Source organism: Bradyrhizobium australafricanum (assembly GCF_020329495.1).
Classification (GTDB): Bacteria; Pseudomonadota; Alphaproteobacteria; order Rhizobiales; family Xanthobacteraceae; genus Bradyrhizobium; species Bradyrhizobium australafricanum.
The window spans coordinates 285561-312433 of sequence record NZ_JAGKJL010000002.1; the positions used below are offsets into that span (position 1 = coordinate 285561).

The window sequence follows — 26873 nt, forward strand, 5'->3', positions numbered from 1 at the left end:
CTCCCCACGATGCATCCGAATCATGATCATTTGAATCCAGATTTCCGGGACTGTCGAGAGTCAACGATTCGTTAATGCGAAAAAATTCTTGTCCCGGGAAGAATCATGCGGCGCAAAGTGAGTCCGAAACAGGAACGGCTCCGTAGAACTACCCGCGCGTCGGCTCTGCGTGACTGATCACACGCTTCACGGTGGGGAACGCACGACGCAGTTTGCGTTCGATCTCGTCGACGCTTTCGTGCACCTTGATCACACTCATCGAAGGCTGCGCGCGGCAATGGAAGTTGACGACCTCGCCGGCGTCGGTGTTGCGGACCCGCACATTGTGGATGTCATGGATCGCGCCGCCATCGGCAAAGCCGGTCAGCGCCGCCTTGATGGCTTCGACGCGGTCCGGCGCGGCGTCGGTTCCCCACGGCAGTTCCGGCTCGAGCGGCTCGATATGGGTGTCGACCTCGACGTCCTCGCCGAAATCCTCGCGGATCGCGCGCTCGAGCCCGTGGGCGATGTCGTGCGCTGCGTGCAGCGCCATGTCGCTGTCGACCTCGAGGTCGATGCCGACGATCAGCTTGCCGCCGATGTCGTGCACCGTGACGTGGTGGATGGCGAGGCCGGAATTGCGCGCGATCACCATGATGCGCTCGCGCACGCTCTCATTGTCGCGCGCCACCGGCACCGCGGTGAAGGTGAGGTCGGCGTCGCCGAACGTCTTGGTCACCGCCGCCTGCGCCCGGCGCTTGATGTCCTCGACGCGGTCGATCGGGTAGGTGCGCGGCACCTTGGCGATGGCATCGATGAAATGCGTCGCGCCGACCATGCGGACGCGCAACCGGTCGACATCGACCACTCCCGGCACGGCCTTGATGGCGGTGGTGGCCTTTTCCAGCGCGCCTTCGGGCGCGCGGTCGAGCAGGGTCTCGACCGTCTCCCGCGCCATGCGCAGGCCAAGCAGGGCGATCATCACCGCGACCGCGATCGCCGCCGCGGCGTCGCCCCACCAGAAGCCGAAGCCGGCCAGCACCAGGCCGACGATGACGGCGGTCGAGCCCATCACGTCGGAGGCGAAATGCAGCGCATCGGCGGCCAGCGCCTGGCTCTTGGTGTCGCGCGCGGCGCGGTGCAGCGCGCGGGCCCGCCACAGATTGACGCCGATATCGATGACCAGAACGACAAAGGGAATGGCCGAGATCGACGGCGGCGGCGCGCCCTCGCGCAGATGGCTGTAGGCCTGCACCAGGATGCCGCCGGCCAGCACATAGAGCAGGGCGATGATGCCGAGCGCCGAGACGCTCTCGAACTTGCCGTGTCCGTAATGATGCTCGGCGTCGGCCGGCTGGTCCGACACCCGCACCACCGCCCAGGTGATGATGGTGGCGACCAGGTCGATCGACGAGTGCAGCGCCTCCGAGATCAGCGCCAGCGATCCGATCGCGATGCCGACCACGAACTTCGCCACCGCCATGCTGCCGCTGGCGAGGATCGAGATCGCGGCGACGGATGTCTTTGTGGAGGGGGCGCTGGTGTTTGAAGAGCTCATGGGCGGCGGTTTAGCAGGCCAACTGTGAACATCAAGTGTCGTTCGCCACGCGCAATCGCCACTCAGTTGCAATTGCATCCTTGCGCCAAAATCACGCGGTCGTCCCGGCGGAAGCCAGGACCCATGACCACAGGGTTGTGTGGTTGAGGTGAGCTGTGGCAACCGCATCGCGTCATGACTCGCATTCGGGGTAATGGGTCCTGGCTTCCGCCAGGACGACGCTGGATGTGTTGCGCGACGTGTCAACCGAACATCTGCGTTCTCGCGGCGCGTTTCGCCCGAGCTTTGCAAAATCGTTTCGCCACGACACAAGAGGGCGCAGGGAATGCCGGGTGCGCGCTGCACCGCCCGTCGTGTCGAATGGGTAACTCATGCCGCCATCTCGACGCGTAACGTAGGATAGGTAGAGCGCAGCGAAACCCATCATCTCGGCGTGCGGATGCAATCGATGGGTTTCGTTGCGCTCTACCCGAGCTAATGATCCAAAGCGGCCCTTGACATTTAAGGACCGATTGGTCTATATATCGACAATGAGCCGCCAAACCACCATGCAGGCGCCCCGTGGCCGCCCGCGAAGTTTCGACGTGGACGCCGCCATCGAACGCGCGATGAATGTGTTCTGGTCGCGCGGCTATCACGCCACGGCACTCCCGGACCTGCTGCGTGCGACAAAACTGTCGCGCGGCAGCCTTTACGCCGCTTTCGGCGACAAGCACTCGCTGTTCCTGCGCGCACTCGATCGCTACATTGCCGATGCCCTGACCCGGATGGATGACGAACTCGATCCCTGCAGAGATCCGGTCGATGGCCTGCGGGCCTACCTTGCCGGTTACGTTGAACGCGCGTGCGGTGCCAATGGCCGGCGCGGCTGCCTGTTGGTGGCGACGGCGATGGAGCTGGCTGGCCAGGATGCCGAGGTTGGCCGCCGCTTCGCGAGCTTCTTCAAAACCATGGAGACCAGGGTGGCGGACGCATTTTCCCGTGCGGAGACCGCGGGCAGATTGGCCGATGGCGTCGAGCCTTCGAGTGCCGCCCGAATTCTGATCTGTTTCCTTTGGGGGCTGCGCGTGGTCGCCAAGACGGCTCCGGCACGTACCACGTCGCAGGCCACCGCTGACGCGCTCCTCGCTCGCTTCATCAAATAAGCAACTGTTGGAATGACCTTTGATGTCCACTGTACGTCCGCGGGATCGGCGCGCCGATATATGGACCGATCGGTCTTGAAAGGGAAAGATGCGATGTCTGCCATCCAGATCATCTGCGCGGTGGTCGTTCCCTTGCTCTGGGGTTATCAGTTCGTGGTCATCAAGGTCGGCGTCACCGAGTTTCCGCCGCTGTTCTTCCTCGGACTGCGCTTCCTGGCCATCGCGCTGCTGCTTGTTCCGTTCGTCAGAAGGCCGACACGCCAACAGCTCGGCCCTGTCGCAGCTATTTCGGTTTTCCTCGGCGGACTGAACTTCGGGCTGTTCTATGTCGGCCTTGGGCTCGGCTCGGGGAGCATGTCGGCCGTCGCCTATCAACTCGCCCCGCCGTTCACCGTGCTGCTCGCCTGGCCGCTGCTCGCGGAGCGGCCGTCGCTCATCACATCCGCCGGCGTGGTGCTGGCGTTCGTCGGCGTGGTGGTGCTGGCGGCGGGGCCGGGGCTGTCGGCAAACGTGCTGCCGCTGCTGCTGGTGGTTGCCGCGGCGTTCGCATTCGCGGTGTCCACGGTCCTGACGAAACGCTACGGCCCTTTCGATCCCCTGATGCTGATGGGATGGTCGTCGCTGCTCACCGTGCCGCAGGTGATGTTGATGTCGTTGCTGCTCGAATATGGACAGCTGGCGAGCCTTGGCACGGCGGATCAACGTGGCTGGCTGGCGCTCGCCTACACCGTCTTCATCGGCGGCATTGTCGGGTTCGGCCTGTGGTTCTGGCTGATCGCCCGCTGCTCCATGGCCCGCGTCGCGCCGTTCGGACTGCTGCTTCCGGTGTTCGCGCTGATCTCGAGCGTGCTGTTCCTTGGCGACAGCGTGACGCCGAAGCTGATTGTCGGCGGACTGCTTGCGATCTCCGGCGTCGCCATCACGCAGGTGAGACCGGGTGCGTAGGACGGATCAACGCGGTAGCTGTAGGATGGGTAGAGCGCAGCGAAACCCATCATCTCGCTGCCCGGATACATCGATGGGTTTCGCTTCGCTCTACCCATCCTACGCAGCAGTGCGTGCCGACTACAGCGTCACCACGATCTTGCCGAGTTGCTCGTGGGCTCTCATGTGCTCGAACGCCTTGCCGATATCGGCGAATTTGTAGACCTGGTCGATCGGCCGCTGCAGCTTGCGCGCCCCGATCGCGGGCGAGATGTCCTTGCGCACCTCGTCGAAGATCGCGCGGATTTCCGCGATCGATCGGGTGCGGAAGGTGACGATACACTCCTCACGCGCTGTCGAAGACAGCTCCATTCAGTCATTTTGCTGACGCAATCTCTGTTTTAGTCGAGCGAGAAACTGAAAAACACGGTGTGAGGGCCGCCCAGGTTCTCACGATGGTTCCACCGCCGGAACTGGCACGAATCCGCAAGGAATTGGCACGCGTAAACGCCTCCGCGTTCGCTTGACCATGCTATGCGGCATCGGGAACCGGACGATCGAAGAAAATCAATCAAGGAGTTATGATGCTGTTCGGCTCGAGCGCCGCGATTTGCGGCGCCGTGGTTGCGCTCGCCTTTTCTGGCACCGCTGCTCGAAGTGAAATCGCTGCGGTTCATTCAAGCGCCGTCGTCAATGCCGCGTGTGGGGATGCAATCGTTGGCGCGGCATCCATGTACAATCCGTTCAAGCCCGGCAAGGAGGAGGGCGGTCCGAGCACAGCCTCCGGCGAGCGCTATGATCACTCGGTCTGGGCGGCTGCCATCAAGACGAGTCTGCGCCGGAAGTTTGGTGGGGTCCAATTTGGCGCGAGGCCGAAATATGCCCTCGTCGAGGCCGTCGGCAAGAAGGTCATCGTGAAGATAAATGACGTGGGGCCACTCAGGCCTGGCCGCATCATTGACCTCAATGAGCGGACGATGCGCTATTTCGATCCAAGCCTGGAGCTCGGAGTCATCAGTGGCGTCAAGGTCAGCCCGCTTGCGGGGGACTATTGGATTCCAGGACCTGTCGGCTGAACATCGCACGCGAAAGAGCCAGGGCATAGCACGCGGCAAGCGCGGACCCGTTGGCTGATCCGCCCTTCACTCGCAAATCGCCGGAGCCTGCTGCTACAGCGTCACCACGATCTTGCCGAGGTGCTTGTTGGCTTCCATGTGTTCGAACGCCTTGCCGATGTCGGCGAATTTGTAGACCTGGTCGATCGGCAGCTGCAGCTTGCGTGCCTCGACCGCGGGCCAGATGTCCTTGCGCACCTCGTCGAAGATCGCGCGGATCTCCTCGATCGAGCGGGTGCGAAAGGTGACGCCGATATACTGGATGCGGCGCGCCGCGTGCAGGTCGAAGTTGAAGTCGCCATGGGTGCCGCCGAGCCGGCCGACATTGACGATGCGGCCCTTGACCTTGGTCGCCTTGAGGTTCTGGTTCGCGACCGGTCCGGAGACCTGGTCGACGATCAGGTCGACGCCTTCGCCTGAGGTCGCCTGCAGCACCTGATCGACCCAGCCGGGATCCTTCGAGTCCACCGCGAGATCGGCGCCGAACTCCTTCAGCCGGCCGCGGCGCATCGCGTCGGTCGATGAGCCCACCACGAGCTTGGCGCCCTTCAGCTTGGCGATCTGCATCGCCATCAGCCCGACGCCGGAGCTTGCGCCCTGGATCAGCACGCTCTGGCCCGGCTGCAGCGCGCCATTGGTGACGACGGCGTTGTGCATGGTGGCGAGCGCGACGGGCAGGGTTGCGGCCTCGTCGAAATTCATGTTGGAGGGCGCGCGGAACAGCCGGCCGTGATCGGCCAGCGTGTATTCGGCGAACGCCGCGCCGCCGGAGCCCATGATCTTGTCGCCGACCTTGACGCCTTTGGCATCGGGGCCGAGCTCGGCGACCTCGCCGGCCCATTCCATGCCGAGCACGGTGCCGACGCCGCCGGCCGCGCCGTGGACATGGCCCTTGGTCATGCCGAGATCGGCGCGGTTCAGCCCGCAGGCATGAACCTTGACCAGCACCTGGGTGCCCTTCGGCACGGGCTTCGCAACGTCGGTGATTTCAGGGCCGTTAGGGCCGTAGACATAGGCTTTCATGGGCTTCTTCTCGTTTGTGTCTAACGCGAGATGACTTGAATTCCGTCATCCTGAGGTGGCCGCTTTTTCAGCGGCCCTCGAAGGATGGACGGCCCGGCTGGTGGCCGTCGACCCTTCGAGACGCGCTTCGCGCTCCTCAGGGTGACGGATAACACTCGTGCTCCGCTCCGCCCTATTCCGCGGCCTGGCGCTTGCCGCCAGACATCATCGCTTCCAGCCGCTCGCGAATGATCGCTTCCGCTTCGTGGACGATGCGCGACACCAGCTCGGCGCAGGACGGAATGTCGTGGATCAGGCCCTGCACCTGGCCGGCCGACCAGATGCCTTCGTCGGCGTCGCCTGACGCGTACACCATCTTGCCGCGGGCGCCGGCGACCAGCTCGCGCACATCCTCGAACTTTGCGCCTTCCTTCTCCATCTGCACGACCTTGGTCGAGATCGCGTTCTTGGCGACGCGCGAGGTGTTGCGCATGGTGCGGAAGATCAGCTCGGTCTCACGCTCGTCATTGGCGACGATGCGTTCCTTCACCAGCTGATGGATCGGGCTCTCCCTGGTGCACATGAAGCGCGTGCCCATGTTGATGCCTTCGGCGCCGAGCGCCAGCGCTGCGACCAGGCCGCGCGCATCGCCGAAGCCGCCCGAGGCGATCATCGGGATATTCACCTTGTCGGCGGCGGCAGGGATCAGGATCAGGCCGGGGGTGTCGTCCTCGCCGGGATGGCCGGCGCATTCAAAACCGTCGATCGAGATCGCGTCGGCGCCCATCCGCTCGGCGGACAGCGCGTGGCGCACGCTGGTGCATTTGTGCAGCACCTTGATGCCATGCTTCTTGAACTCGTCGACATGCTCCTGCGGCTTGTTGCCGGCGGTCTCGACGATCTTGATGCCGCTCTCGATGATGGCCTGGCGATATTCGGCGTAGGGCGGCGGCTTGATCGCGGGCAGGATGGTCAGGTTGACGCCGAACGGCTTGTCGGTCAGCTCGCGGCAGCGCGCGATTTCCTTGCGCAGATCGTCCGGCGTCGGCTGCGTCAGCGCGGTGATCATGCCGAGCGCGCCGGCATTGGCGACGGCGGCAACCAGCTCGGCGCGTCCGACCCATTGCATGCCGCCCTGCACGATCGGGTGATCGACGCCGAACATTTCGGTGAAACGTGTCTTGATCATTCTGCCCTCGTTTCCATCAAAATTTTCCGTGGCGCGGACGGCGGCGCACGGTGTTGTTATGGGATGTCGAGGGAAGGATGCAGTCCTGTCCGGCAATTGTCTACCGGCGACCTGCGGCGCGCCCATGCGGAAATGACGGGCCGCGGCGGTCAGGCGAGGGCGGGACGGAAGTCTTTCGTCATCTGTTCAGGCGCTGGTGATCGAACACGCAGCGCCTGGCTGAGAGCAAGGCAAAGCAGGCGCGTGTTACGCCGGCACGGCGTCTTTCTTCGACGCGGCGGTCTCCTCGTCGAATGCGGCCGCGATGTCGCGCATGCTGACGACGCCGATCAGGCTGTAGTTGTCGATGACGGGCACGTGGCGAATGTGGTGCTTGGTCATGAGATGACGGATGTGCTCGAGCGTGTCGCTCGATGTGCAGGAGACCAGCTGCTGCACCGAGACGAACTGCGACACCTTCATGCTCGCACCGGCCGCGCCGTGCTCGGCGATCGCGCGCACCACGTCGCGCTCGGTGAACATGCCGACGGCGGTGTTGCCCTCGGTGCGAACGACATCCTTGACCACGAGCGCGCTGATATTGCTGGCCCGCATCAGTTGCGCGGCAATCGCAACGGTCTCGTTCATGCGCACCGTGGCGACGCGGGGGGTCTTCTTGCGCAGGATATCTCCGACTTGCATGGCAACCTCCTTGGTTATCGTTGACTGGAGTCTGGTATACAAAATGCCAATTGTCAACGCGACTGTCGCGGAATCTACCATCAGGAATCGGCTTAAATAGGCAGGTTCGCTGACATTTCCGACGATTGTGAGCGGTGAGGGCGATCTGCCGCACTAAGCAATCTGGTATCTGGCATCCCTGCCTGGCAAAGGAAAAGAGGCGCACCGAAATGCGCCTCCATCAGTCTCCGGCGAAATGTCAGGACCAAGCGGTCCTGATCGGGTGGTCTTTAGCCAAGCCGTCTTGTTAAGCCGTCTTGTTAAGCCGTTTTGGCGCTCGTCGCGGTCTCTTCCGCAGCGGCAGCCTCGTTGCCGTTGATGAAGGCGCGGCGCATCGGCTTGATCACGAACAGCGCCATCAGCGCCGCGGTGGCGTTGAGGGCGACCGCGATCACGAACACCGCCTGCCAACCATAGCTGGCGGCAACGATGCTGGCGGCAGGCACCAAGAGCGCTGCGGTCCCCTTCGCGGTGTAGAGCATGCCGTTGTTGGTGGTCGCGAACTTCGAGCCGAAGGTGTCGCCGCAGGTCGCCGGGAACAGCGAGTAGATCTCGCCGAACACGCCGAAATAGATCGCGGTCGCCAGCACGAACACCACCGGGTTGTGACCCCAGGTCGACAGCGTGAGCAGCATCAGCGCGCCGGTGCCGAAGGCGATGAACATGGTGTGCTCGCGGCCGATATTGTCGGAGACCCAGCCGAAGAACGGCCGTCCGAAACCGTCGAAGATGCGGTCGAGCGAGATCGCGAAGGTCAGCGCGGCCATCTGGAAGCCGGCGAGCGTGACCGGCGTGTTCGCGATCTTGTAGTCGTGCGCGATCGGTGCGATCTGCGCCGCCGCCATCAGGCCGCCGGCGGCGACCATCACGAACACCAGATACATCACCCAGAAGATCGGGCTGCGCAGCACCTGCGGCGGCGTGAAGTCGACCTTGGTCTGCGGCAGATTGAGCTGCTTCTTCTTCGGCGGGATCGACACCGCGGGCGGCTGGATGAAGAAGGCGAGCAGGAAGACGATCAATCCCTGTCCGATGCCGAAATCGAAGAACGCGGTCTGATAGCCGCTCGCGGCGATCATCTTTGCAATCGGCACCACCGTGAGCGCGGCGCCGGCGCCGAAGCCGGCCGCGGTTGCGCCGGCGGCGAGGCCGCGGCGATCGGGAAACCACTTCAGCGCGTTGCCGACGCAGGTGCCGTACACCGCACCGGCGCCGATGCCGCCGAACACGGCGGCGGTGTAGAGCAAGGCGAGCGAGTCGGCATAGGAGTTCAACACCCAGGCGAGCGCGATCATGATGCCGCCGAACATGATGACGAGCCGCGGGCCGTATTTGTCGACGAACCAGGCCTCGACCGGCACCAGCCAGGTCTCGGTCACCACAAAGATCGTGAAGGCGAACTGGATCGCCGCGCGGCCCCAGTGATGCGCGCCGTCGATCGGATCGACGAACAGCGTCCAGCCATATTGCAGGTTCGCGATCATCGCCATGCAGACGATGCCCATGACGAGCTGCAGCCAGCGGAAGCCGCTGGACGAAGGTTGAGCTTGTGTGACGGCAGTATTGCTGGAAACCATCAAGTCCTCCCGAGCGCGCTGGTCTTGTGACCGAGTGTCGCAATTATTGTGGCGTATCGTCGCAAGCGCCGGCGGAAGTTGGTATACTATATTCCAGAAAGCAAGCCCTTCATTCTGCTGCAATGCAGCAAATCTGCCCTCCGACGCGCCGCTCCGGACGGCCTCTTCTTAACGGCAAAATGAAAAGCGCCCGGCTTTTGGCCGGGCGCTTCGCAGTTTGTGGTGAAGGGCGGTTGCTTACGCCGTAGCCGATTTCGCGACCACGATTTTTCGCCAGGGCTTGAGCAGCATGATCGCGAGCAGCGAGGCGAGGATGTTGGCGCCTGCCGCGATGATGAACACCTTGTCCCAGTTGCCCGACGATTGCTGCATGTAGTTGGCGATCGGCACCAACAGCGCCGCGGTGCCCTTCGCGGTGTAGAGCAGGCCCGCATTCGTGGTGGCGAACTTGGCGCCGAACGTATCGGTGCAGGTCGAGGGGAACAGCGAGTAGATCTCGCCCCAGGCAAAGAACACGAAGCCCGAGAGCAGCACGAACCAGACCGGGTCGTGTCCCCAGAGGTAGAGCATCCAGATGCCGATGCCTTCCATGCCGAAGGCGATGAACATCGTGTTCTCGCGGCCGATCATGTCGGAGATCCAGCCGAAGAACGGACGCGTCAGACCGTTGAGGACGCGGTCGATGGTTGCCGCGAAGGTGACGGCCGTCATCGTCACCGCCATCAGCGTGACCGGCACGCTGTCGACCTTCCAGTCGACCGCGATCGGCTTCAGGTTCGCCGTCACCATCAGGCCACCGGCACCGACGATCACGAACATGAAGTACATCAGCCAGAAGATCGGCTGCCGCAGCACTTCGGTCGGCTGATAGTTGCGCCGGGTCTGGATGATGTTGGCGTTCGCCACGACGGCCGGCACCTGTCCGGCCTTCGGCGCCAGCAGGAAGAAGGAGAGCAGCACGATGATGATGCCCTGGCCGAGACCGAAATACAGGAAGGTGGTCTGGAAGCCGGAGTCCTTGATCATCGCCTGGATCGGCGCGACCGTGAGCGCCGAGCCTGCGCCGAAGCCGGCAGCGGTGATGCCCGCGGCAAGTCCGCGTTTATCCGGAAACCATTTCAGCGCATTGCCGACGCAGGTGCCGTAGACGCCGCCGGCGCCGATGCCGGCGATGATCATGCCAAGATAGTAGCCGTTCAGTGTCGTCGCCTGCGCGTTGATCGCCCAGCCGAGTGCGCAGAGGATGCCGCCGACCAGCACGACGATGCGCGGACCGTATTTGTCGACGAACCAGCCTTCCACCGGCACCAGCCAGGTCTCGAACAGCACGAACAGCGTGAAGGCCCATTGGATCGATGCGCGATCCCATCCGAATTTCTTCTGGATGTCGGGGACGAAGAATGTCCACCCGTATTGATAATTTGCGATCATCACCATCGCGGCGACGCCGATCGCGAGTTGCGTCCAGCGATAGGTGTCGCTGACACGCGCGGCCGCAGGGGCCGCAGTTGCCTGAACCATGTCCGACATAGATCCTCCCAGTGCGCCCCTTGTCGTTGCTTATGAGCGCGCGATGGCCATCTTGGTATCCGATATGCCAAGGTTCAAGCTGTCGCAGGGGCAGCGCGCGCTTATGCCGCACAGGACTCAGCCCGGGCACCCCGGGAGACTAGTTCAGCGCGCAAGGAAATGGCCCCGAAAATCGGGGCCATTGGTCGAAGGTTCAATGTCAGGTCGCATCTTGCGACGAAAGCTGCATCCGGCGGAGAGCGCCGGAAATCCCTTGGCTTAGAGGCCGAAGCGCGGCAGGTCGCCGTTGCGATTCGAAATCTCCGCGCTCTTCATCAGCAGGCGGTCGATCGAGGCCAGCAGACGGCCGAACAGGGTGGAGGAGGGCGCGAGCGTCAGTACAGTGGTCTTGGACATTGGTGTCCCCTTTCATTGGAGGCCAGCAATGGGCCGGCTCATCATCTGCAGCCAAACTATGTATACCAGATGCCAGATACAACGGGCTTGTTTGCATAGCAGCATGCATGACTGTGCAATGCAGCAAAATCGGCTGATCGGCATCCCGGATTGGCGTGGAAGGGGCGGGGCTCGGCGGCGGCGGGTCAGAATTTCCAGCTAAAACTGGCCTTTACCGAGTGGTCCTGGACCGGGCGGCAAGCTGGCCGACATAGGCGATGCCGATGCTGGCCTGCGGTGTGACCCGCAGGTCGAGCCCGCCTTCGACCAGTGCCGCGTTCCGCGCCAGCGGCACGCCGGCCACGGTGAATCCGGTTCCCAGGCCCTGGAACGCGAGCGCCGCCGTCGGGGTCACGTCGCCGAAGGCGTACTGCCACGCCACCGAGGCACGCGGCGTCAGCTGCATGCCGTTGGTGAGGGCGAAGCTGGTGGCGATGCGGGCGCCGAGCGAGGAGTAGCCGACATCCTGATCGCTGCCGGCGCCGCGCAGCGCGGCAGCGCCGCTGCCGCCGGTCTCGGCAAAACTGTCGGTGCTGAGGTGGGCCCAGGCGAGGCCGGCGAACGGCTCGAGCGCGGCGCGGCCGAGCGATAGCCCGTAGCCGATCTCGCCGAACACCTGCGCGGTGGTCGCGTCATAGCGGCCGCGCGCCGCGTCGAAGAAGCCCGGGAACACGATCGAACGGCTGGTGTCGAGCGTGCTGAAGCTTGCCGAGGCGCCGCCGCGCAGATTGACCGCGCCGTAGCTCGCGCCGACATAGCCGGCGAGATGCGCGGTCTCGATATCGGCCGAGCTCGCGCGATCGCCGATATGAACCGACGAACTGGTGTAGCCGCCGGCGATGCCGGCGATCCAGTTCGGCGCGAATCTATGATCGACGCCGCTGAAGAAGCCGGCGAGGTCGCGCGTCATTCCCGCGGCGTTGCCGTCGCCGTTCAACCGGCCCCAGGCGCCGACCCCCTGTGCCCAGAATGTAGTGTCCGCGATCGGCGCAGCACGCGCGAGTGGCGGCGCCTTGACCGGAAACGCGGACCGCTCGGTGCCGGCATAGGCGAGCGCGGTGCTGACCGACAGCTGATCCATCGCAGCGGTCTGCGGGCCACCTGAACCGAGCGCCGCCATCGGCCCGCTGCTGCCGGCGAACGAAGCTTGCCGCAGACGGCCGAGCACGGCATCGCGCAGGTAGCGCGAGTCGTCGAGCATCGCGGTCTGCGCGCTGGCATGCACTTCGCCCGACAGCGCATCGAACGCCTGTCGCGCGCCGGCGGCGTTCTGGTTCAGCACCGCGATCATCAGCGGATCGCGCTGTTGCCCGCTTGCGTCCAGTGCGCCGGCCACGGCGATCTGGTTCGGTGTCGTCGCGACGCTCGTGAGCGAGGTGGCGTTGCGAGCGAGCGTCAGGAAGACGTCGTTGGCGTCGTAGCTCAGCGTCGGCGTGAGGAATGTCAGGCTGCTCGTGACATCGGTGAAGGTGCCGTTGACGCCGCTGTTCGCGGTGAGGATCGTGTAGACCGTCTGCGGCGCATAGGTGCCGGTCTGCGCCAGCGCCAGCACATTGCCGCCGGCGAGCGTCGCGGTGCCGGTGGCTATGATCTTGTCGGACTGGCCGGCCGCATTGGCCTCGACCTGGTAGATCGAGCCGGCCGCGAAGGAAACGTTGCCGGCGACGTTCAAGGTGCCGATCGAATTGCCGGGCGCGACGATGCCGCCGGCATTGGCCGTGATGCCGCCGACGGTGCCGATGCCGCCGAGGGTGCCGCCATTGTTCACCGTGACGGCGCTGGCAAGGCTTGCGCCGCCGTGGCTGTCGTCGCCGACCACGAGCTTGCCGGCGTTGACGTTGGTCGCGCCGGTGTAGGTGCTTTGGCCGTTCAGGGTCAGCGTGCCGGCGCCGATCTTGGTGAGCGATGCGCCGGTGCCGCCGCTCGCGCCGCCGTCGGCCATGACGCCGCTGACGATCGTCGACAGGTCGTTGCCGCCGACGGTGAGTGCGTTCGCGCCGAGATTATAGCGGCCGGCCCCCTCAATCGAGCCGGCGGAGAGAACGCGGTTTCCGGCCGGCCCCGTGCTTGCGGAAAAATCCACGACGCCGCCGGCGTCGGTGACGAGACGGGCATTGCCCGCCGTGCTGCTGCCGGCAAACGCGGTCTGGCCGCTCGCTGTGGTGGTGAGCGTGACGGCGCCGGCCGAGGTCGCGTTGCGGAAATTCAGCTTGCTGTTGTTCGTGATCGTAGTGAGCCCCGAGGTATCGGCGTTGACGATCTCGAACGTGGCGTTGTTGAGCACGCCGCCGATGAGGTTGGCCTGATGCGTCGCATCGCCGAGCTGCAGCGTGCCGGACTGGATCGTGGTGCCGCCGGTGTAGTTGCTGGTGCCGGCCAGCACCTGCTTGTAGGTGCCGTCCTTGACCAGCCCGCCCGCGCCGGTGATGGCACCATAGTAGAGCGCGGTGGTGATGGTCGAATTCAGGCTGGTGGTGAGATTGCCGGCGGCCAGATCGACGGTGCCGAAATCGGTGGCGCCGGACGACAGCGTTGCGACTTTCTCGTTGCTGAGCAGGCGCAGCGTGCTGTTGCCGAGCACGATGACGCTGGAATTGTCGCCAATGGCGTTGCCACCTTGCACGACCAAGGTGCCGCCGAGAAGCTGCGTGCCACCGGTATAGGTGTTGTTGCCGGAGAGCGTCAGCGTGCCAGTCCCGCTCTTGGTGAAGAGGCCGCCGCCACTGATCGAACCGGCAAAGGTGCTGTCGTCGGAGCGGTTGAAGATCAGCCGTCCGTCATTGAAGACGTTACCGGTGAGCGCGCCCGACGTGCCGCCATTGCCGATCTGCAGCGTGCCGTTCGCGATCGTCGTGCCGCCGCCATAGCGGCCGGTGCCGGTCAGGATGGTGGTGCCGCTGCCCTTCTGCACGAACCCGCCGCTGCCCGAGATGTCGCCGCCGAAAGTATAGGTGTCGGAGCGGTTGATGGCGAAGGTGCCATTGTTCATCACCTGGCCCAGGATGGAGCCGGAGGTGCCGCCGTTGCCGAGTTGCAGCGTGCCCGCGCTGATTGCGATGCCGCCAGTCAGGCTGCTGTTGCCGGTCAAGGTCAGCGTTCCGGCGCCGAACTTGAACAGGGTGCCGTTTCCGTTGATCGACTGGCCCAGGGTGAAATTGTTGGCGGCATCGGCGATATCGAACGCTCCGCCGCCGCTGCCCAGGTTGATGGCGCGCGTGGTGCCGGTGAAGGCTGTGCCGGTGACCCGCAGCGTGCCACCGCCGTCGAAATTCAGCGCGCCCGACGCGGCGCCGAGATTGGTGTCCGATGACACCTGCACTGTGCCACGCGACATAGTCGTGCCGCCGCCATAGCTGTTGGTGCCGGTCAGGATGGTGGTGCCGATGCCGATCTGCGCGAACGCACCGCTACCCGAGATCGTCCCGCCGAAGGTATAGATGTCCGATCGGTTGACGGCGAAAATGCCGTTGTTCACCACGTTGCCGGTGATGGATCCGAAGCTGACGCCGTTGCCGAGTTGCAGCGTGCCGGCGGAGATGGTGGTGCCGCCGGAGTAGTTGTTGCTGCCGGTGAAGGTCAGCGTTCCGGCGCCGGACTTGGTCAGCCCGCCGTTGCCCGTGAACGAGTTGCTGACGACGAAATTGTTGGTGCCATCGACGATCTCGAAGCCGCCGCCGCCCCAATTGATGGTGCGTGACGTACCGGTGAAGCTCGTGCCGGTCACCTGGAGCGTGCCGCCGTTGAAGGTCAGGGAGCCCGAAGCCGCGCCGAGGTTGGCCTCTGACGACACCGACAGCGTTCCGCCCGCCAGCGTCGTTCCTCCGGTGTAGCTGTTGGTCCCGGAGAGTGTGAGCGTGCCTATTCCGGTCACGGCCACGCTGCCGGCGCCCGATACCACACCGGTGACTGAAAAATTGGCCGGCGTGGTGTTGAAGGCGACGAGGGAGCCGGAGCCGAGCACGATGTTGTTGCCGAGCGCGAACCCGTTGTTTTGTGCTGCAATCGTTGCAGCGGCACCCGTAATCAATTGAATATCGCCGACAAGCGTCGAGCCGGTCAGCAAATTCAGGACGTTGCTGGTTCCACCGAAACGGATCGCGGCCGCATGGGTCACGCCGTCGGCGTTGAGCCCGCCGCTGATCGTGCCGGCATTGTTGATGGTGCTGTTTCCATTGGTCATGACACCGACGCCGGCCGTACCTGTGCCGGTCGCGGCACCGCCCGTGATGGTGCCGGTGTTGCCCAGTGTATTATCGCTGCTGACCAGATTGACGCCGGCGCCGCTGCCGCCGGTGCCGGCTCCGCCAAGGGAGCCGATCCCGCCGCTGCCGCCGCCGCCTCCGGTAATGCTGCCGGCGTTGCTTATCGACGTTCCATCGCCGAGCACCAGCAAGCCATCGCCGCCGCCCCCGCCGCCGCCGCCGAGTCCGGTCCCGCCGCCTCCGGTCCCGCCTTGCCCTCCCGTGATCGTCCCCGCATTCGAGACGAAGGCGCCGGCTGCGGTGGAGACCACGCCGGCGCCACCGCCGCCGCCGCCACCACCGCCACCGGCGCCGGGAGAATTTCCGCCAGCACCGCCGTTACCGGCGTTGACTGTCACTCCGCCATTGACGGTCAGGGATGTGCCCGAAAAATACACCCCGGTGCCGCCGCCGCCGCCGCCTGACCCAAAATGAAACCCGTCCGGTCCGGTGTCGCCGGTCACGCCGGTGGTTGGTGTCGTCACGACAGCCGTTCCGGTTAGTGCCGAGCCCGGCGCGCCGCCGTTTCCTCCAGCGTTCTCCCCCGCACCGCCGATCCCGCCGGTGCCGCCGCTGCTGGGGCTGCCAGGCACTTGCACGGTGTCGGCGCCCACCAGGTTGGTGCTGTTGCCGCCGGCGCCATTGCCGTTGCCGCCGAAGCCGCCACGCCCGCCGGAGTTGGGACCACCGGCAGCGCTGCACGCCGTGGTGTCGGCCGTGCAGGCCGCCTGGGCGTGAGCCGGCAATGTCAGGCCGGTCGTGCCGAGGATCAGCGCAAGCGGCGAGACCGTGGCGAGGGTACGAAAATAACTCGCGCGCGACTTCGCATCGAGACGGGCGGTCTGCGCGCCACCGAACTGTCCTACAGCGAAATCCTTCGCCGCGTATTCCCGCATTGTCACCGCATTCCAGCCTTGCCAGACTTAGGATGTCGCCGTTTTCATCGGGCCTGCGCGTGCCAGGCCCTGATGATGTCGCGCGATGTGTCGGAGTCGACACCGTCGACAGATTCCGCAATGGACCACAATCTGGCCACTACCCGAAAGGGTACATCAACGTGCGCGCGTACGATCAGTCGCCAAGCGAGGCATAGCTGCAACAGAGCGGTCCGCAATCGCCGCGAATTGCGCGTAAAATCGAATCAAAGCTGCTGCTCTTCCCGCTAGCGGGAAGAGCGATGGTTGCAACTGTTCGGCTTCCGCGACGAACTCAAAACCGTCGTTAGAACTTCCAGCTGAAACTGCCCTTCACCGAATGATCCTGCACGCGATCGGCAAGCTGTCCGACATAGGAGATGCCGACGGTTGCCTGTGCGGTGATGCGCAGGTCGAGCCCGCCTTCCACCAGCGCCGCGTTGCGCGCGAGCGGCACGCCGTTCACCATGAAGCTTGCGCCGGTGCTCTGGAACGCGAGCGCCGCGGTCGGCGAGACATCGCCGAACGCGTATTGCCAGGCGACCGAGGCGCGCGGCGTCAGCCACATGCCGTTGCCGAGCGCAAGATTGCTGGCGAAGCGCGCGCCGACAGTGGAATAGCCGACGTCCTGGTTGCTGCGGCCGCCGAACAGCGCCGCGCTGCCGCCGGTCTCGTTGAAGCTGTCGGTGTCGAGATGCGCCCAGGCGAGGCCGGCGAACGGCTCGAGCGCGACCTTGCCGAGGTTGAAGCCGTAACCGACCTCGCCGAACACCTGTGCTGACGTGGCGTTGTAACGCGCACGCGTGGTGTCGAAGAAATCCGGGAAGATGATCGAGCGGCTGGTGTCGAGCGTGCTGAAGCTGGCGCCGGCGCCGCCGCGCAGGCTGAGCGCGCCGTAGGTCGCGCCGACATAGCCGGCGAGATGCGCGGTGTCGATGTTGGCCGAGCTCGTGCGGTCGCCGATGCGCAACGAGGAATTGGTGTAGCCGCCGGCGATCCCGGCGATCCAGTTCGGCGCAAAGCGATGATCGACGCCGCTGAAGAACCCGGCGAGGTCGCGCGTCATGCCGCTCGCATTGCCGTCGCCGCCGAAGCGGCCCCAGGCGCCGACGCCCTGGGCCCAGAATGCGGTGTCGGGAATCCGCGCGGGCGCGGCGAGCGGCGGCGCCTTGATCGGGAAGCCGGGACGGCTCGCGCCGGCATAGGCGAGGGCGGAGGAGGCCGCCATCGAATCCATCGCCGCCAGCTGCGGACCGCCGGCGCTGAGCGCGGCCATCGGCCCTGCATCGCCGGCAAACGCGGATTGCCGCAACCGGCCGAGCACAGCGTCGCGCAGATAGCGTGAATCGTCGAGCATTGCGGTCTGTGTGCTGGCATGCAACTCGCCCGACAGCGCATCGAACGCCTGCCGTGCGCCGGCGGCGTTCTGATTGAGGATGCTGACCACCAACGGGCTGGTCTGCGCACTCGCTTCGAGTGCGTTCGACACCGCGAGCTGGTTCGGCGTCTGCGCGACGTCGGGGAAGGTCGTGCTGTTGCGCGCCAAGGTCAGATACACATTGCTCGGATCATAGGTCAGCGACGGGTTCAGGAAGGTAAGGCTGCTGGTGACATCGGCAAAGCTGCCGGTGACGCCGCTGTTCGCGGTGAGGATGGTGTAGGTGGTTTGCGGCGCATAGGTGCCGTTCTGCGCCAGCGCCAGCACGCTGCCGCCGCCGAGTGTCGCCTTGCCGGTGGCGACGATCCTGTCGGACTGGCCGGCGGCATTGGCTTCGACCTGATAGATCGAGCCGGCCGCGAAGCTGACATTGCCCGAGACGTTCAGCGTGCCGATCGAATTGCCCGGCGCCACGGTGCCGCCGCTGGCAATGGTGAGGTTGCCGACGGTGCCGTTGCCGCCGAGCGTGCCGCCCGCGTTGACTGAGGTGAGGGACGAGGACGCAATCGAGCCGTTGACGCTGAGCGTGCCGCCGTCGACCGTGGTGGTGCCGGTGTAGGTGCTGTTTGCGGTCAGGATGGTCTTGCCGGCCTCCACCAGCACCGACCCTGCGCCTGATATGGCCGGGTCGAAGCTGTAGTTCGCAGACGTGTGGTTGAAGACGATGCTGCCGGTGCCGGCGCCGAACGTGACGGTCGGCGTGTTCAACGTGCCCGGCGCCGCGGCGGCCTGACCGAGCCCGGCGCCGATGTTGACGGTGCCGGTCGAGCCGGCCTGATTGGCAACACCAAAAAGCGGCGTCGTTACGATGCCGCCGTTCTGGATCGTCAGCGTGCCGCTGCCGGCATCGCCGACAAACAGGGCGAAGCTGTTGGTCCAGGACGAGCCGGAGCCGGTGACCGTGGCCGTGCCTTTCGAGCCGGCGAGGAAGCCGATGTCGCTGCCGATCATGCTGGCCACTGCGCCGTTCCGGATGGTCAGCGTGCCGGTGCCGCCACCTCCGACATTGAGAATGCCGCCATGGGTCCAGGACGACCCGGCGCCGTCGATCGTCACCGTGCCGTTCGAGCCTGCAACGACGCCGATACCGGCAATCCCGCGAGTCGCGCTGGGGGCGGTGGTGACCGTGGCGCCATTTTGAATGTCGAGCGTGCCGGTGCCGGAGTAGCCGACATACAGGAAGTCAGCGCTGCTCAGCGACGAACCGGCGCCGGTGACGACAACGTTGCCGTTGGAGCCCACATTGGAGCCGATGAAGGTCGTGTCGTTGCTGACCGCGCCGCCGTTCTGGATGTTGAGGACGCCGGTGCCGACATAGCCGACATGAAGCTCCTTGCCGACGAGAAGCGATGAACCGGCGCCATCGACGGTTACGTTGCCGTTGGATCCGAAGATATAGCCAAGGTAGGCATTTGAGTCGGCGCCGTTGCTCACGACGCCGCGGTTCTCGATGTTCAGCGTGCCGGTACCGGCGGTGCCGACATAGAGCTCGGCGGAGTTGGTCCAGGACGAGCCGGGGCCGGTGACGGTGACGGTGCCGCTCGAACCGGGAACAAAGCCGACGCGGCCGTTGCGATCGCTCACGGTGCCGCCAGCCTTGATTGTCAGCACACCGGTTCCGTTTGTGCCGACAGAGAGATCGTCAGTCATGTTCCAGGACGAGTTGGGTCCGGTGACCGTTGCGGTCCCGCTCGAGCCAGGCAAGGACCCGATCAGGCCGTTGGTACCGGCCACGGTGCCGCCGTTCTGGATCGTCAGCGTGCCGGTGCCGGCCACGCCGACATTGACACCGACACTGAACCACACCGAGCCGAAGCCATCGACCGTCACGGTGCCGTTCGAACCGGCATTGTTTCCGATGAAGCCATTGACGTTGTTCATCGTGCCGCCGCCGCTGATCGTCAGCTCGCCGATGGCGTTTTGGCCGATATAGAGGTTAGTGGCCTGCCCCGCGGTCCCCGCGATCGTCGTGGCATGCGGCGAGGTGGTGTCGATCACCGCATTGTTGGGGGAGGCCGGAAGGGTGTTCGGGAGCCAGTTGGTCGGGTCGGTCCAGGTCGACGAGTTGGCGCCGGTCCAGACGATGTCCGCCGCATGGGACGGTACCGGCGTTACCGTGAGCAGCGCGAGCGCGACCAGCGATGTCGTGCCCAGCAGCGCGCCGCGGAATAATGCTTGCTGGTGCCGCGCGCGCAGTCTCGCTTCAAAGCAACCGTTACGTGTATCTTCGAGCTGTCCTACAGCGGGACGTTCCGCTGCGTCTTCCAATGGGGTCACCGCATTCAGTCCCGATAGTAACTCGAATTGTTGCAACTTTCGCCGGGCCATGCGTGTTGCTGCCCCAGACTACGTCGCGCGATGTGTCGGACTCGACACAGCGCAGAGATTCCGTATTCGAATGCGATCTGGCCATTACCCTAAGGGGTATACCAACGCGCGCACGAACGATAAGACGGCGAGCGAGGCTTTACTGCAACATGTGGGCACGTCGTGACGTTGCAGCGATCGCCAAAAAATCAAATCAAACCTGGTCGATCAGAATCCCATGCAACGGGACAGCACACTCGACGACGAAATCATTCGTCTCTACGAATCTGAGTCCAACCTGCACACGCTGCCTGGTGTCCTGTTCGCCGGCGTCGGCCGCCTGGTCGATGCGGAGGTGGTGAGCTTCACCGAGTTCCATCGTCCGAGCTGGGATTTCCGGTCGTTGATTTCGGTCGGCGACGATCCGGAGGTTCGTGCCCGCGGCATGCAGGCGTTTGCGAAGCACATGCATTCGCATCCGTTCTGGCAGCACGATCCGGCGTTCTATGGCGAACGCGCGCTGCGCGAGTCGGATTTCTTCAGCGACGAGGAATTCGTCGAGCTGCCGATTGCCAAGGAGGTGTTCCTTCCGTCGGGGGCGCGGCGGATCATGGGGATCGCGTTCGAGCACGCCGGTTATGTGGTCACGGTTGTCGGGCATCGCGTGGTGGGACGGCCAGCGTTCAGCGACGAGGAGCGCGACCGGATGCAGGGTTTTCGTCCGCACATCCTACGCGGCTACCGCCAGGCGCAGGAGCGAACGCTGGCGGCGCTGACGCCGAGCGACCGCCTGCGGCTGGCATTTCCCGCGCTGACACCGCGCCAGATCGAGGTGGCGTCGTGGATCGCCCAGGGCAAGTCGAACGAGGAGATCGCTGCTATCCTCGGCGTCGGGCTCGATGCCGTGAAGGCGCACGTCAAGGCGATCAACAGCAAGACCGATTCCGACAGCCGGCGCGCCGCGATCGTCATCGCCCACACCACGCCGCCCTTCGCCGATCTGCCGCCGCTGTGGAAGCTCGGCCTCGAAGGTTGAGCGCGGGCGGCTAGTGTCCTTATCGAATCCGAAGTTCGCATCGTTTGCCGCACCTTCGGAGCGAACTTCGGATTCGATAAGGACACTAGCAAACTTATGATTCCAGTGTGCTTTATGAATGCGAAGTTCGTGAAAGTGGCTGCCGCGAAATCGCACGAACTTCGCATTCAGCACACTAGTTCATAAAAGAAGGCCGCCCAAATGCGGCGGCCTCGAGTGAGCGGGTTTGCTTTTCTTCTTGGCCGATGAAGGGTCGGGGCCAAGTCCCTTCACCGCGTACCCTTCACCGCATCCAGTCTTCGCCGGCGCACAGCGTTCCCATGCAGCCGCGAACGTTCAGCGTGCCCGGCGAGACCAGCGTCACCGAGCTCTCATAGGTCTTGCCGTCGTCGGCGTTGTAGATCCGGCCGGCCCATTTGTTCGGGCCGGCGGGCTGCATGTTGATGAACAGCGACATGCCTATGACCGGTCGGGTGCGCTGCGCGCGATCGGCGTTCTTGTCGTCGAGCTGCGGCTTGCCGGTGGCCCTGTCTGTCGGCTCCTTCAACGAGACGATGCGGCCGCACAGCGCGCTGCCGCAGCGGTGGACCTTGATCCTGGCGTCGCCGGATTGGGTCAGCCAGACGCCGGCCGGATCGTTGGCCTTGTCGCTCGCCTTGGCGGCATCGGCGGGGCTGCCGAGCAGCGGGATGTGGAACGCGGCCACGATCAAGCGGCGCGTGAGGTGAGCGTGGATCAATTGCTTCAGGGCCTTGCGCAGGCCGTTTTGGTCTGGGAATACCGTCATCATCCACCTTCTTCATGAAAAATTTCATGATAAACATGAAATAAATCACGTTTAAGGTTGAGTCAATGACATTGCCTAGGCATGATGCAATCCGGCCGTACCGGCTTTTTGGCAAAGAATTTTTCGGATGGGTGCGATGGGGAAATCGGTTCGTGAGCAGCGCCAGCTCTGGTTTCGCAGGCTCGATCGGGCGTTCTGGTTGATCTGGGCGGCACTGCCGGTGGTGCTGTGGCTGGCCTATTACCGCACCACCACGGCGTCGGCGACGATCGCCGAGAGCCTGATCGGCGAGCAGGCGAAGTGCGCCAGCATCGTCGCCAACCCGCTGACCATGTCCGCCAAGGGCCAGGTGCTGTTCTGGTCGCTGTTCGCGCTTGGGGTATCGTTTTACGCCGTGCTGATCGGCATCCTACATCGCATGGTGAACCGATTCGCCAACGGACGGATCTTCGTGTCCGAAACGCTGCAGGGTGTCTGGTGGATGGGGATCTTCCTGGTGGTCTGGCCGTTTGTGGATACGATCACGACCATCGCGGTGACCTATGCGCTGTATCAGTTCGGCGACATCAAGTTCTTCCTGCCGAGCTACGGCGTCGACGTCGGCACGGTCGCGGGCGGCGTGTTCCTGATGGCGCTGAAATTCGTGATCGAGCAGGCCATCCTGTTGCAGTCCGAAAACGATCTGACGATCTGAGGGTGATGCTTGTGCCCATCGTGGTGAACCTCGATGTCATGCTCGCAAAGCGCAAGCGCCGCCTCGGAGACCTCGCGGACGCGATCGGCATTTCGATCCAGAACCTGTCGATCCTGAAGACCGGCAAGGCGAAAGCGATGCGCTTCTCGACGCTGTCGGCGATCTGCCGCGAGCTGGACTGCCGGCCGGGCGATATCCTGGAATATGTGCCGGGGGATGAGGGCGGTGACGGCGAGAGCGGCGAGGGTGGTTGATCCGGCGTGCGGTCGACAGCGGCGCGGGACCGCAAGTTCCTATCAAAACAAAATGGCCGCGGTTGCCCGCGGCCGTTGGTGTTTGTGCTTGAGTGCGACCCTTACTCGGCCGCCTGCTTGCGCGGCGGGTCGAGCGCGCCGGAGTCGTGGATCTCGGCGACCTGGTGATCGCTGAAGCCGAGCACCTCGCGCAGGATCTCGTCGGTGTGCTCGCCGAGCAGCGGCGAGCGCTGAACGTCGCTCGGCGAATCCGACAGCTTGATCGGGTTGCCGACCGAGACGTACTTGCCGCGGGTCGGGTGATCGACCTCGACCACGGTGCCGGTCGCGCGCAGCGACTGGTCTTCGGCGATCTCCTTCATCGACAGGATCGGACCGCAGGGGATGTCGTCCTTGTTGAGGATCTCCATCGCCTCGAACTTGGTCTTGGTCATCGTCCACTGCTCGATGCGGGCGAAGATCTCGTTGAGGCGCGGCAGGCGGGCCGGCGGCTTGGCGTAGTTCGGATCGGTCTTCCAGGTCGGCTCGCCGATCACGTCGCAGATCTTCTCCCAGACCGGGGCCTGGGTGATGAAGTAGATGTAGGCGTTCGGGTCGGTCTCCCAGCCCTTGCACTTCAGGATGCGGCCGGGCTGGCCGCCGCCGGAATCGTTGCCGGCGCGCGGCACGGCATCGCCGAACGGAATGCCTTCGCCGAACTGGCTGTATTCCTTCAGCGGACCGTGGGCGAGGCGCTGCTGGTCGCGCAGCTTGACGCGGGCAAGGTTGAGCACGCCGTCCTGCATCGCGGCGGTGACGCGCTGGCCCTTGCCGGAGTGGGTGCGATGGTACAGCGCGGTGACGATGCCGAGTGCGAGATGCAACCCGGTGCCGCTGTCGCCGATCTGCGCGCCGGTGACCAGCGGCAGGCCGTCGCGGAAGCCCGTGGTCGAGGCGGCGCCGCCGGTGCACTGCGCGACGTTCTCGTAGACCTTGCAGTCCTCATACGGGCCGGGGCCGAAGCCTTTGATCGAGGCGACGATCATCTTCGGGTTGATGGCCTGGATCTTCTCCCAGGGGAAGCCCATGCGATCGAGCACGCCGGGGCCGAAGTTTTCGACCAGCACGTCGCACTGCTTGATCAGCGCGGTCAACACTTCCTTGCCCTTCGGGTTCTTGGTGTCGAGCGTGATCGAGCGCTTGTTGTGATTCAGCATGGTGAAATACAGGCTGTCCACGTTCGGGATGTCCTGCAGCTGGCCGCGCGTGATGTCGCCGACGCCGGGACGCTCGACCTTGATCACGTCGGCGCCGAACCAGGCCAGCAATTGCGTGCAGGTCGGACCCGACTGGACGTGAGTGAAATCGAGAATGCGAACGCCCTTCAGCGCCTTGGTCATAATGTTTGCTCCGTACTCTGTCTGCCCCTGCACCCGCAGGGAGTGATGGGGGTTAGGGGTTACTTCTTCTTCTGCAGAACGCTCTGCGGATTGAGGTTGCCGATGCGGCCGCTCTCCGAGCCCGCCGCCGGATCGATCACCGCGTTGATCAGCGTCGGCTTGCCGGAATCCAGCGCCGCATTGACCGCGCGCTTCAACTCGTCCGGCGAGGTGGCGTTGACGCCGACGCCGCCGAAGGCTTCCATCATCTTGTCGTAGCGCGAGCCCTTGACGAACACGGTGGTCGCCGGATCGTCGCCGGCGCTGTTGACGTCGGTGCCGCGATAGATGCCGTCATTGTTGAAGATCACGACGCAGATCGGCAGCCTGTAGCGGCAGATGGTCTCGACCTCCATGCCCGAGAACCCGAACGCGCTGTCGCCCTCGACCGCGAGCACGGGCAGGCCGGTCTCGACCGCAGCGGCGATCGAATAGCCCATGCCGATGCCCATCACGCCCCAGGTGCCGACGTCGAGCCGCTTGCGCGGCTTGTGCATGTCGACGACGCCGCGGGCGAGGTCGAGCGTATTGGCGCCCTCGTTGACGAAGATGGTGTCCGGACGTTCCGCGATGATGGCGCGCAGCGCGCCGAGCGCGCCATGGTAATCCATCGGCGAAGCGTTGCTCATCAGCTTCGGCGCCATCTTGGCGACGTTGTCGTCGCGCTTCTTGGCGATGGTCGAGAGCCAGTCGGACGGCGCCGCGGTCCAGTTCGCGCCCATGGCGTCGAGGAATGCCGAGACGCAGGAACCGATGTCGCCGACCACGGGGGCGACGATCTCGACGTTGGAATCCATTTCCTTCGGCTCGATGTCGACCTGGATGAACTTCTTCGGAGCTTCACCCCAGGTCTTGCCCTTGCCATGCGAGAGCAGCCAGTTGAGGCGGGCGCCGATCAACATCACGACGTCGGCTTCCTTCAGCACCGTCGAGCGCGCCGCACCCGCGCATTGCGGATGCAGATCGGGCAGCAGGCCCTTGGCCATGCTCATCGGCAGGAACGGCACGCCGCTCTTCTCGACGAAATTCTTGATCGCCTCGTCGGCCTGCGCGTAGGCCGCGCCCTTGCCGAGGATGATCAGCGGGCGTTTTGCGCTCTTCAGGACGTCCAGCGCGCGCTTGACCGAAGACGGGGAGGGGATCTGCTCGGGTGCCGCGTCGATCACCTTGACCAGCGACTTCTGACCGGCGTCGGCGTTCATCACCTGCGAGAACAGCTTTGCGGGCAGGTCGAGATAGACGCCGCCCGGACGGCCCGACACCGCGGCGCGGATCGCGCGCGCGAGGCCGATGCCGATGTCCTGGGCGTGCAGCACGCGGAACGCGGCCTTGCACAGCGGCTTGGCGATCGCGAGCTGGTCCATCTCTTCATAGTCGCCCTGCTGCAGGTCGACGATCTCGCGCTCGGACGAGCCCGAGACCAAGATCATCGGGAAGCAGTTGGTGGTGGCGTGGGCGAGCGCGGTGAGGCCGTTGAGGAAGCCGGGCGCCGACACCGTGAGGCAGACGCCGGGCCGCTTGGTCAGGAAGCCGGCGATCGACGCCGCATAGCCGGCATTCTGCTCGTGGCGGAACGAGAGCACGCGAATGCCCGCCGCCTGGGCCATGCGGCCCAGGTCCGTGATCGGGATACCCGGCACACCGTAGATGGTGTCGATGCCGTTGAGCTTGAGCGCATCGATGACGAGATGGAAGCCATCGGTCAGTTCTTGCTCGGTGCCCGGTGCCTCGGACTTCGTAGCGGTATTCAGCATCGGCATCGTCTCCCTGATCGTTCTTTGTTCGGACGATCTGATTGTCGTCTGAAGCGGGTGTGGACTCTCAAACTTAAGTGAACGGTTCTCTACGTGAATAATTCTTGGCCGTGCGCCTCGACATAGGCGGCAAGCCCAAGCGTGTGGTCGCGCGCGCGCTTCTCGGCAAGCTCGGTGTCGCGCGCTTCCAGCGCCTCGATGATCCCGAGATGCTCGGGCAGCGAGGTCGCGGTGCGGTCCTTGCGGCCGATCGTGAGCTGGCGATAGCCGCGCACATGCAGCAGCAGGTCATTGGTGAGGTCGACCAGAACAGGCGATTCCGACAGCGAGATCAGCGCCTGGTGGAAGGCGATGTTGGCCTTGGAATATTCTTCGACGTGATCCTGCGGCAGGCGATCGTCGCTGAAGTCCTTGAAGAAGTCGCGCAGCGCCGAGATGTCCTTCTTGCGCGCGGTGGTCGTGATCAGGCGCGCCGCCATGCTCTCCAGCGCCGCCCAGGCGCGGATCATGTCGACGATCTCCGCCTTGGTGCGGCGGACCACGACGATGCCGCGGCGCGGCACGGTCTTCACGAATCCGTCCTGCTCGAGCATCGCGATCGCTTCGCGGATCGGCGTGCGGCTGACGCCGAGGCGCTCGGACAGTGCGCGCTCGTCGAGCATCACCGGCTCCGGCGTCGCGTAGATGTCCATCTTCAGGATCGCTTCCTTCAAAGCCTCATAGGCCTTGTTCTTGAAGCTCGTCTCCGGCGCGATCCGGACGATGGCGATATCTGTGTCAGCCATGGTGGGCGACGCCTTGGTCTGTTTCGGTTCTGGCACGACTCGTCTCCTCCTCTTGGAGACGTCTTCTTAGC

Annotated in this window: 20 protein-coding genes; 6 read left to right on the forward strand and 14 right to left on the reverse strand. The window is 64.6% G+C overall.

Annotated elements, in window-relative coordinates:
* Positions 1-148: 148 nt before the first annotated feature.
* The gene (locus J6525_RS03090) at positions 149-1537 is read right to left on the reverse strand and encodes a cation-efflux pump (RefSeq protein WP_225641958.1); all 1389 of its coding nucleotides are present in this window, start codon (positions 1535-1537) and stop codon (positions 149-151) included.
* 548 nt (positions 1538-2085) lie between these two features.
* Between J6525_RS03090 and J6525_RS03095 the strand changes: the two genes are divergently transcribed.
* Both J6525_RS03095 and J6525_RS03100 read left to right on the forward strand, forming a co-directional pair.
* Positions 2086-2682, forward strand: a complete 597-nt coding sequence (locus tag J6525_RS03095; RefSeq protein ID WP_225642083.1) for a TetR/AcrR family transcriptional regulator — start codon at positions 2086-2088, stop codon at positions 2680-2682.
* Positions 2683-2775: 93 nt separating this feature from the next.
* Entirely contained in the window at positions 2776-3627 is an 852-nt protein-coding gene (locus tag J6525_RS03100; RefSeq protein WP_225641959.1) for a DMT family transporter, read from the forward strand.
* Between the two features lie 120 nt (positions 3628-3747).
* On the opposite strand, the gene J6525_RS03105 is transcribed toward J6525_RS03100, so the two are convergent.
* The gene (locus tag J6525_RS03105; protein WP_092079742.1) at positions 3748-3978 is read right to left on the reverse strand and encodes a zinc-binding dehydrogenase; all 231 of its coding nucleotides are present in this window, start codon (positions 3976-3978) and stop codon (positions 3748-3750) included.
* A gap of 209 nt (positions 3979-4187) precedes the next feature.
* Here J6525_RS03105 and J6525_RS03110 point away from each other — a divergent pair, with 209 nt between their 5' ends.
* Positions 4188-4682 carry a septal ring lytic transglycosylase RlpA family protein gene (locus J6525_RS03110; protein ID WP_176936751.1) on the forward strand — a complete coding sequence of 165 codons (495 nt, stop codon included), beginning with the start codon at positions 4188-4190 and terminating at the stop codon, positions 4680-4682.
* Positions 4683-4775: 93 nt separating this feature from the next.
* On the opposite strand, the gene J6525_RS03115 is transcribed toward J6525_RS03110, so the two are convergent.
* The 8 genes from J6525_RS03115 to J6525_RS03155 all read right to left on the reverse strand — a co-directional run bounded on the left by J6525_RS03115 (position 4776) and on the right by J6525_RS03155 (position 20044).
* Complete coding sequence (locus tag J6525_RS03115; protein WP_225641961.1) at positions 4776-5744, reverse strand: zinc-binding dehydrogenase; 969 nt, start codon at positions 5742-5744, stop codon at positions 4776-4778.
* 172 nt (positions 5745-5916) lie between these two features.
* Positions 5917-6912 carry an NAD(P)H-dependent flavin oxidoreductase gene (locus tag J6525_RS03120; RefSeq protein WP_225641987.1) on the reverse strand — a complete coding sequence of 332 codons (996 nt, stop codon included), beginning with the start codon at positions 6910-6912 and terminating at the stop codon, positions 5917-5919.
* 246 nt (positions 6913-7158) lie between these two features.
* Positions 7159-7593, reverse strand: a complete 435-nt coding sequence (locus J6525_RS03125) for a CBS domain-containing protein (protein WP_028331534.1) — start codon at positions 7591-7593, stop codon at positions 7159-7161.
* A gap of 299 nt (positions 7594-7892) precedes the next feature.
* Positions 7893-9209 carry an oxalate/formate MFS antiporter gene (oxlT, locus tag J6525_RS03130; RefSeq protein ID WP_225641990.1) on the reverse strand — a complete coding sequence of 439 codons (1317 nt, stop codon included), beginning with the start codon at positions 9207-9209 and terminating at the stop codon, positions 7893-7895.
* Positions 9210-9446: 237 nt separating this feature from the next.
* Positions 9447-10739, reverse strand: a complete 1293-nt coding sequence (oxlT, locus tag J6525_RS03135) for an oxalate/formate MFS antiporter (protein ID WP_057020267.1) — start codon at positions 10737-10739, stop codon at positions 9447-9449.
* A gap of 258 nt (positions 10740-10997) precedes the next feature.
* Positions 10998-11135 (reverse strand): hypothetical protein, encoded by a 138-nt coding sequence (locus tag J6525_RS03140; RefSeq protein ID WP_167350443.1) that lies wholly within the window; start codon positions 11133-11135, stop codon positions 10998-11000.
* Positions 11136-11346: 211 nt separating this feature from the next.
* The gene (locus J6525_RS03145) at positions 11347-16311 is read right to left on the reverse strand and encodes an autotransporter domain-containing protein (RefSeq protein WP_283848608.1); all 4965 of its coding nucleotides are present in this window, start codon (positions 16309-16311) and stop codon (positions 11347-11349) included.
* Positions 16312-16636: 325 nt separating this feature from the next.
* Positions 16637-20044 (reverse strand): autotransporter outer membrane beta-barrel domain-containing protein, encoded by a 3408-nt coding sequence (locus J6525_RS03155; protein ID WP_225641997.1) that lies wholly within the window; start codon positions 20042-20044, stop codon positions 16637-16639.
* A 268-nt stretch (positions 20045-20312) separates the two neighbouring features.
* On the opposite strand from J6525_RS03155, the gene J6525_RS03160 reads away from it, so the two are divergent.
* Positions 20313-21110, forward strand: a complete 798-nt coding sequence (locus J6525_RS03160; RefSeq protein WP_225642007.1) for a helix-turn-helix transcriptional regulator — start codon at positions 20313-20315, stop codon at positions 21108-21110.
* 283 nt (positions 21111-21393) lie between these two features.
* On the opposite strand, the gene J6525_RS03165 is transcribed toward J6525_RS03160, so the two are convergent.
* Positions 21394-21900 carry a DUF2147 domain-containing protein gene (locus J6525_RS03165; protein ID WP_376708418.1) on the reverse strand — a complete coding sequence of 169 codons (507 nt, stop codon included), beginning with the start codon at positions 21898-21900 and terminating at the stop codon, positions 21394-21396.
* Between the two features lie 133 nt (positions 21901-22033).
* Between J6525_RS03165 and J6525_RS03170 the strand changes: the two genes are divergently transcribed.
* Both J6525_RS03170 and J6525_RS03175 read left to right on the forward strand, forming a co-directional pair.
* A complete protein-coding gene (locus J6525_RS03170; RefSeq protein WP_225642012.1) occupies positions 22034-22591 on the forward strand; it encodes a DUF2975 domain-containing protein in 558 nt (185 codons plus the stop codon).
* Positions 22592-22602: 11 nt separating this feature from the next.
* Positions 22603-22845 (forward strand): helix-turn-helix domain-containing protein, encoded by a 243-nt coding sequence (locus J6525_RS03175; protein WP_026192543.1) that lies wholly within the window; start codon positions 22603-22605, stop codon positions 22843-22845.
* A gap of 101 nt (positions 22846-22946) precedes the next feature.
* On the opposite strand, the gene frc is transcribed toward J6525_RS03175, so the two are convergent.
* From frc to J6525_RS03190, 3 genes are all read right to left on the reverse strand, one after another.
* On the reverse strand, positions 22947-24224 hold the full coding sequence (gene frc / locus J6525_RS03180) for a formyl-CoA transferase (RefSeq protein ID WP_057020269.1): 1278 nt from the start codon (positions 24222-24224) through the stop codon (positions 22947-22949).
* A 59-nt stretch (positions 24225-24283) separates the two neighbouring features.
* Positions 24284-26017 carry an oxalyl-CoA decarboxylase gene (gene oxc / locus J6525_RS03185; protein WP_225642022.1) on the reverse strand — a complete coding sequence of 578 codons (1734 nt, stop codon included), beginning with the start codon at positions 26015-26017 and terminating at the stop codon, positions 24284-24286.
* A gap of 89 nt (positions 26018-26106) precedes the next feature.
* Positions 26107-26802: a GntR family transcriptional regulator gene (locus tag J6525_RS03190; protein ID WP_050387017.1), complete on the reverse strand. Its 696-nt coding sequence runs from the start codon at positions 26800-26802 to the stop codon at positions 26107-26109.
* Positions 26803-26873: the final 71 nt, after the last annotated feature.